5 protein-coding genes are annotated in these 7074 nt (G+C 70.6%); 4 read left to right on the forward strand and 1 reads right to left on the reverse strand.

Annotated features, from left to right (window positions below):
* Window positions 1–35: 35 nt before the first annotated feature.
* Together ACIPK3_RS18215 and ACIPK3_RS18220 are read left to right on the forward strand one after the other, a co-directional pair.
* Window positions 36–722, forward strand: coding sequence for a DUF402 domain-containing protein (locus ACIPK3_RS18215; protein ID WP_402570768.1), 687 nt, complete (start codon window positions 36–38; stop codon window positions 720–722).
* A 249-nt stretch (window positions 723–971) separates the two neighbouring features.
* Entirely contained in the window at window positions 972–3071 is a 2100-nt protein-coding gene (locus ACIPK3_RS18220; RefSeq protein ID WP_402570770.1) for a SpoIIE family protein phosphatase, read from the forward strand.
* Between the two features lie 83 nt (window positions 3072–3154).
* Here ACIPK3_RS18220 and ACIPK3_RS18225 read toward each other — a convergent pair whose 3' ends face one another.
* The gene (locus ACIPK3_RS18225; protein ID WP_402570772.1) at window positions 3155–5536 is read right to left on the reverse strand and encodes a transglycosylase domain-containing protein; all 2382 of its coding nucleotides are present in this window, start codon (window positions 5534–5536) and stop codon (window positions 3155–3157) included.
* A gap of 242 nt (window positions 5537–5778) precedes the next feature.
* Here ACIPK3_RS18225 and ACIPK3_RS18230 point away from each other — a divergent pair, with 242 nt between their 5' ends.
* Both ACIPK3_RS18230 and ACIPK3_RS18235 read left to right on the forward strand, forming a co-directional pair.
* Window positions 5779–6723 carry an SPFH domain-containing protein gene (locus tag ACIPK3_RS18230; RefSeq protein WP_402570774.1) on the forward strand — a complete coding sequence of 315 codons (945 nt, stop codon included), beginning with the start codon at window positions 5779–5781 and terminating at the stop codon, window positions 6721–6723.
* Window positions 6720–6977 carry a hypothetical protein gene (locus ACIPK3_RS18235; protein WP_402570775.1) on the forward strand — a complete coding sequence of 86 codons (258 nt, stop codon included), beginning with the start codon at window positions 6720–6722 and terminating at the stop codon, window positions 6975–6977. Before ACIPK3_RS18230 ends, ACIPK3_RS18235 begins: the two co-directional genes overlap by 4 nt.
* Window positions 6978–7074: the final 97 nt, after the last annotated feature.

Raw genomic sequence — 7074 nt, forward strand, 5'->3', positions numbered from 1 at the left:
GCGGCGTCGTATGCCTGTGACTCTAATATCTGTGCATGGCAGACGGTGAAGCGGTGAGAGGCGTGTCACAAGAGGCAGGTTTCTGGGAAGCCGGCGGCCACATCCTGTGGCGCTACCGGGAGAACGCCGGCGAGCGCTTGCACATCGCGCGCCCCGTCACGGTCGTACGGGACGACGAGGAGGTGCTCGCCGTGTGGCTGGCGCCGGGAACCGAGTGCGTGAAGCCGGTGCTCGCCGACGGCACCCCGGTGCATGTGGAGCCTCTGGAGTCCCGCTACACCAAGCCGCGCACCGTGCAGCGGGACCGCTGGTTCGGCACCGGCGTGCTCAAGCTGGCCCGGCCCGGCGAGCCCTGGTCGGTGTGGCTGTTCTGGGATCCGGGCTGGCGGTTCAAGAACTGGTACGTCAATCTTGAGCAGCCGCTGTCACGTTGGGACGGCGGGGTGGACTCCGAGGACTGGTTTCTGGACATCTCCGTCCACCCGGACCGCAGTTGGCACTGGCGGGACGAGGACGAGTTCGCGCAGGCCCAGCGCGACGGGCTGATGGACGCCGAGCTCGCCGAACAGGTACGTGCGGCGGGCCGGGCCGCGGTGGAGGTGATCGGCGCCTGGGGGCCTCCGTTCAGCGAAGGCTGGCAGCACTGGCGCCCGGATCCGTCCTGGGCTGTACCTTCACTCCCGGAGGACTGGGACCGCACGCGCGCGCACGTGTCCCCATGAGACCCTTGCCGCGCCCCCGGGCTGCAACCGTAGGATCGTCCTCCGCAAGGACGCGCAGTACAACTCCCAGGACATGAGCCAGGCTTGACCGAACGTCACCGAGGGGCGGCAGGACGTGAGCGAGGGGCACGAGGGCAACACCACAGGAACAACCTCTGATCACGCGGGGATTCCGTTCCCGGGGCACGTATTGCGGGTATCGGGATTTCGGCGGGACCGACTGCGCGCGCGGTGCGCGGCCCCGGACGGATGGATTCGACGCACGTGACGGAGCACCCCACGTCCTATGAGCGCCCCAAGCCGGGCGCGGACCCCGCGGAGCACCGCGGGGCGCTCCTGCGTTCCCCGAACCCGCTCGGCACCAGCGCCTTACCCGCACAGGCGCGGGCCGGCGAGACGCCCCCCTCGCCGGGTACGGCCGTGCCCTGCGGCAAGGAGCCGACGGCACGGGGGCCCGAGCACGCCCAGCCGGCCGCCGCCGAGCCCGACCCGCACCGCCCGAGGCCCACACCCCCGCCGGACGGCATCCCGGTGCAGCCCGGCGCCGAGCAGGACCGCGGCGTCGGCCCCCAGGACCGCCGTACCGGCCGCGGGCTGCCACCGGGCCGGCCGACGCCGATGCGGCGGGACGGGGACCGGCTGCGGTTCGTGGGCGCGGCCACCCGGCGGATCGCGCGCGGGATCGACCTGGACGAGATCGTGATGGGCCTGTGCCGGGCGACCGTGCCGACCTTCTCGGACGCGATCCTGGTCTATCTGCGCGACCCGCTGCCGGTCGGCGACGAGCGGCCCACCGGGCCCGTGGTGCTGCGGCTGCGCCGTACGGACCGGATCCCGGAGGAGCGCGACAGCGAGAGCGGCTTCCCGCCGTTGCAGCTCCCGGAGACGGACCCGGCGGAGTCGGCCGGCCTTTCGGAGCTGTCCTCGCTGACCGCCGAACTGTGCGAGGTGCGGCCCGGCGGCGCGCTGAACGAGGTGCTGCGCGGGGTGCGACCGGTGTTCGCCGACGCGCCCGCCGCGCGTGCCGCGCTGCCCGAACTCCTCGGCGAGGGCGGCGAGTCCGTGGTCCCGGCCGGACAGCGCGCGATCCTCGCCCCGCTGCGCGGCCGCCGCCGGGTCATCGGTGCCGCGCTGTTCCTGCGTCGACCCGAGCGGCCCGCCTTCGAGGCGGACGACCTGCTGGTCGCCGCCCAGCTGGCCACGCACAGCGCGCTGGGAATCGACAAGGCGGTGCTGTACGGCCGGGAGGCGTACATCGCCGACGAGCTCCAGCGCACCATGCTCCCGGAGACCCTGCCCCGCCCGACGGGCGTACGCCTGGCCTCCCGCTATCTGCCCGCGGCCGAGACCGCCCGGGTGGGCGGCGACTGGTACGACGCCATTCCGCTGCCCGGCAGCCGGGTCGCGCTGGTCGTCGGCGACGTCATGGGCCACTCCATGACGTCCGCCGCGATCATGGGGCAGCTGCGCACCACCGCGCAGACCCTGGCCGGGCTCGACCTGCCGCCGCAGGAGGTGCTGCACCACCTGGACGAGCAGGCCCAGCGGCTGGGCACCGACCGGATGGCGACCTGTCTGTACGCGGTCTACGACCCGGTCTCGCACCGCATCACCATAGCCAACGCCGGCCACCCGCCGCCCGTCCTGCTGCACCTGGGCGGACGGGCCGAGGTGCTGCGGGTGCCGCCGGGCGCGCCCATCGGTGTCGGAGGCGTCGACTTCGAGGCCGTGGAGCTGGACGCGCCCGCCGGGGCCACGCTGCTCCTCTACACCGACGGCCTGGTGGAGTCCCGGCTGCGGGACGTGTGGACCGGCATAGAGCAGCTGCGCGAGAAGCTCGCCGCGACCGCGCGGCTGACCGGTCCCGATCACCCGCCGCCGCTCGAGGCGCTGTGCGACGAGGTACTGGACATGCTCGGTCCCGGCGACCGGGACGACGACATCGCGCTGCTCGCCGCCCGTTTCGACGGGATCGCGCCGAGCGATGTGGCGTACTGGTTCCTGGAGCCGGAGGACGCGGCTCCGGGCCGGGCCCGCAAGCTGGCCCGGCGCGCGCTCGCCCGCTGGGGTCTGGAGGAGCTCAGTGACTCCGTCGAGCTCCTGGTCAGCGAGGTCGTGACGAACGCCGTGCGGTACGCGTCCCGTCCGGTCACGCTCCGGCTGCTGCGCACCGACGTGCTGCGCTGCGAGGTCGGTGACGATGTGCCGCAGCTGCCGCGGCTGAGGCAGGCGCGGGCCACCGACGAGGGCGGGCGCGGGCTGTACCTGGTGAACAAGATGGCCAGGCGGTGGGGCGCGACCCGGCTGAGCACCGGCAAGGTGGTCTGGTTCGAGCTGAACCGGAACTGACGCGGCAGCGGGGCGGCAGGGCACGGCACGGCACGGCAGAGGAAGCGCGAAGGGCGCCCGGGGGATCCGGGCGCCCTTCTCTGTCACTGCTCGGTGTTCGGGTCCACCGGGTCGTCGGGGATGCCGGGCGGCGTGCTGACCGGCGGGCTCGACGACGGCCTGCCGCTCGGGCTCTGGGACGGAGGCGGGCTCGACGGACTCTGGGACGGCGACTTGGACGGCGACTTGGACGGTGACTTGGACGGCTCGGTGCTCGCGCTGTGGGACGGGCTCGTGGACGGCGAGGCGGGCGCGCTCGGGGTGTCCGACGGTTCGACGGCCGCGCCCTCGGTGGCGTCGAGGTCGAACTCCGTCTTGTCCGTGACCCCGAAGGTGTAGTCGGCCCAGATCTTGGCCGGGTAGCCGCCGCCGTTGACGCGGTGCGGGTACGGGATCAGCCCGGTGGCGCCCTTGAGCGTGACGTGCTTGCCGGAGGGCATGCTCTCGCCGAACAGGCCGACCGAGGTGACCAGGCCGGGGGTGTAGCCGGTGAACCAGGCCGACTTGTTCTCGTCGGAGGTACCGGTCTTGCCGGCCACCTGCTGGCCGTCCCGCTCCGAGTTGCGCGCGACCGAGTCCTTGGCCGTACCGTCGTCGACCACTCCGGTCAGTACGGAGGTCACCGTGTCGGCGGCGGTGCGGCTGAGCACCGAGGCGCCGATCGGCTTCGGCAGGTCGACGCTGCTGGTGCCCTGCTCCGCCGACTTGATGATCGAAGGGGTCACCTTCTGACCGTGGTTGGCGAAGGTGGCGTAGATGCCGGCCATCTCCAGCGGGCTGGCGCCCATGGAGCCCAGGGTCTGCGCGGGCACCGCCTGCATGCCCTTGGTGTCCATGCCCAGCTTGTCGGCGGTGGCCATCACGTTCTTCATGCCGACGTCGGTGCCCATCTGCGCGAACACCGAGTTGACGGACTTGTTCATCGCCTTCTGAACCGTGATGGGGCCGTAGCTCGCCTCGTCCTCGTTGGGCGGGGCGAAGCCGACCTTGGAACCGTTGTCCACGACCTGGTGGCGGTTCTTCCCGTCGTAGATCGTGTTCGCGCCGATCTGCTTGCCGTCCTGCGTCTTGGCGCCCTCGTCCAGGGCCGCGGCGAGGATCACCGGCTTGAAGGTGGAGGCGGGCTGGTAGTCGCGGCGGGTCGCGTTGCTGATGTAGTGCTCGTAGTAGTTCTCGCCGCCGTACATCGCGACGATCTTGCCCGTCTTGGGGTCGACGGACACGGCGCCGGCCTGGACCTGGCCGTCGACCTTGCGCTTCTTCACGTTGAGTTTGCTGGTGAGTTCCGTCTTGACGGCCTTCTCCAGCGCGGCCTGCTTCTTCGGGTCGATGTTGAGGGTGATGGTCCAGCCCTGCTGGAGGACCTTGCTCTCCGCCTCGGACTGGGTCAGCCCCTTGGTGTCCATCAGGTGCTTTTCCAGCTGGTGGTTGGCCAGTTCGACCAGATAGCCCTTCTGTCCCTCCAGGCCGGGGGCGCGCTTGGGGGCCTTGGGCACCGGGAACTTCATGGCGTCGCGCTTGTCCTTGGGCAGCCAGTCCTCTTCGACCATGTTGTTCAGGACGTAGTTCCAGCGGGCCGTCACCAGCCGCTTGCCGGTGTCGGACGCGATCGCCCAGTCGTACTGGCTCGGCGCCTGGAGCAGGGAGGCGAGGTACGCGCCCTGTTCGACCGTCAGGTCCTCGGCGTCGACCCGGTAGTAGGCCTGCGCGGCGGCCTGGATGCCGTAGGCGTTGCGGCCGTAGTAGCTGGTGTTGATGTAGCCCGCGAGGATCTCGTCCTTGGACTTCTCGCGTTCCACCTTCAGCGAGATGACCAGTTCCTTCAGCTTGCGCGAGACGGTCTGGTCCTGGTTGAGGTAGTAGTTCTTGACGTACTGCTGGGTGATCGTCGAGCCACCCTGCTTGCCCCTGCCGCGAAGCGTGTTGAGCAGGCCTCGGGCGGTGCCCTTCACGTTGATGGCGGGGTCGCTGTAGAAGGTCTTGTTCTCGGCCGCGACAAACGTGAGCTGTACCTTCTTCGGCACCTTGGCGAGGCTGACGATCTCGCGGTTGACCTTGCCGTCACGGGCCAGGATCGTGCCGTCGCTGTACTTGTAGACGTTGCTCTGGCGCTGCGCGGCCGGGTTGCCCTCGGGCACGTCGACCATGTTGTAGAGCACCAGGAAGCCGCCGATGGCCAGCACGCAGAGGCTCAGGAACGTGCCCAGCATCTTCTTCCAGGTGAACAGCCTGCGTATCCGGCCCTTGGGGGGCTTCTCGGGCTTGGCCGCCCGTCTGCTCCGCCGGCCCGCCGCCGCGGGCTGCTGACTCTCCTGGGCCGGTGCGGCCTGCGAGGCCTGGTCGGCCACCGCGGCCGACGAGCGGCGCCTGGGCGCAGCGCGGCGGCCACCGCGCTGTCGCGCTCGTCGTTCTTCCGCTCGTCCCATGAGTACGTCTGCTCCGCTCGGTCTCGTCGGTCTCGGCTGTCACACAGATGCCTGGCTCAGGTCAGCTCAGAAAACTAACACCGCTCTATATGACAAAGGGCGTACGATCCGCACTTTTGCGGACGTGACAATCAGCACCCCACCCAAAGGAACCGACGTGCGAACGGGGTTCATGGTTGCCACGGCGGGGTAAAGTGATATCACTTAGCTAATCTGATGCTAGTCAAACGGGGGGTCCACCCATGTCCGCTCACGAGAGCAACCACACGCCCGAGGCACTCGACGTGCCCGAGATGCCCGCACCGCGCGTGCGGGAGTTCCCCGCCCACAGCATCGGCGGCGGACTCACGCTGCTGCTCGGGTTGCTCGGACTCGCCGCCGCGGCCGGACTGTTCGCCGGAGCCGCGGCAGTCTCCGCCCCCGGCGCCAAGGCCGGGCTGATCGTCGGCGGCATCCTCGTCTTCCTCGCCGCCGTGATCGCCATGCGCGGTCTGAACACCGTCGCCCCGGGCGAGGCACGGGTCGTCCAGCTCTTCGGGCGCTACCGGGGGACGATCCGGCAGGACGGCCTGCGCTGGGTGAACCCCTTCACCTCACGGACCCGCATCTCCACCCGGGTGCGCAACCACGAGACGGCGGTCCTCAAGGTCAACGACGCCTACGGCAACCCGATCGAACTGGCCGCGGTCGTCGTGTGGAAGGTCCAGGACACCGCGCAGGCCGTCTTCGAGGTGGACGACTACACCGAGTTCGTCGCCACCCAGACCGAGACGGCGGTCCGACACATCGCCATCGAATACCCCTACGACGCCCACGACGTGAACGGCCTCTCGCTGCGCGGCAACGCCGAGGAGATCACCGAGAAGCTCGCGGCCGAACTCCAGGCACGGGTGGAGACGGCCGGTGTGCGGATCGTCGAGTCCCGCTTCACGCACCTCGCGTACGCCCCCGAGATCGCCTCGGCGATGCTCCAGCGGCAGCAGGCCGGGGCGGTCGTCGCGGCCCGGCGTGAGATCGTCGACGGAGCCGTCGGCATGGTGGAGGCGGCTCTCGCGCGGATCGCGGAGCAGGGCATCGTGGAGCTGGACGAGGAGCGGAAGGCGGCGATGGTGTCGAACCTGATGGTCGTACTGTGCGGCGACCGGGCGCCGCAGCCCGTGCTGAACACGGGGACCCTGTACCAGTGACGGACCCCGGGGACGGCGGCACGCCGGAGCGCCGGTCGCGGCAGCGCAAGCAGGTGCTGCTGCGGCTGGACCCGGCCGTGTACGAGGCGCTCGCCCGCTGGGCCGGTGACGAGCTGCGCTCGACCAACGCGCAGATCGAGTTCCTGCTGCGCAAGGCCCTGGCGGAGACCGGCCGCCTGCCCCGCGACACCGGGCCGCTGCCCCGGCGCGGGCGCCCGCCCGCGCCGCCCGTCCCGCCTGTTTCAGAACCGTGACAAACGGCTGATCAGCCGCCCCACCTGCATGGTGGTACGCCCCGCCATGGCCTGCACACACGGCGTATACATGGGGCGTATACACGGTGTGTAGAGT

It is taken from the genome of Streptomyces sp. NPDC086787, assembly GCF_044745865.1.
Classification (GTDB): domain Bacteria; phylum Actinomycetota; class Actinomycetes; order Streptomycetales; family Streptomycetaceae; genus Streptomyces.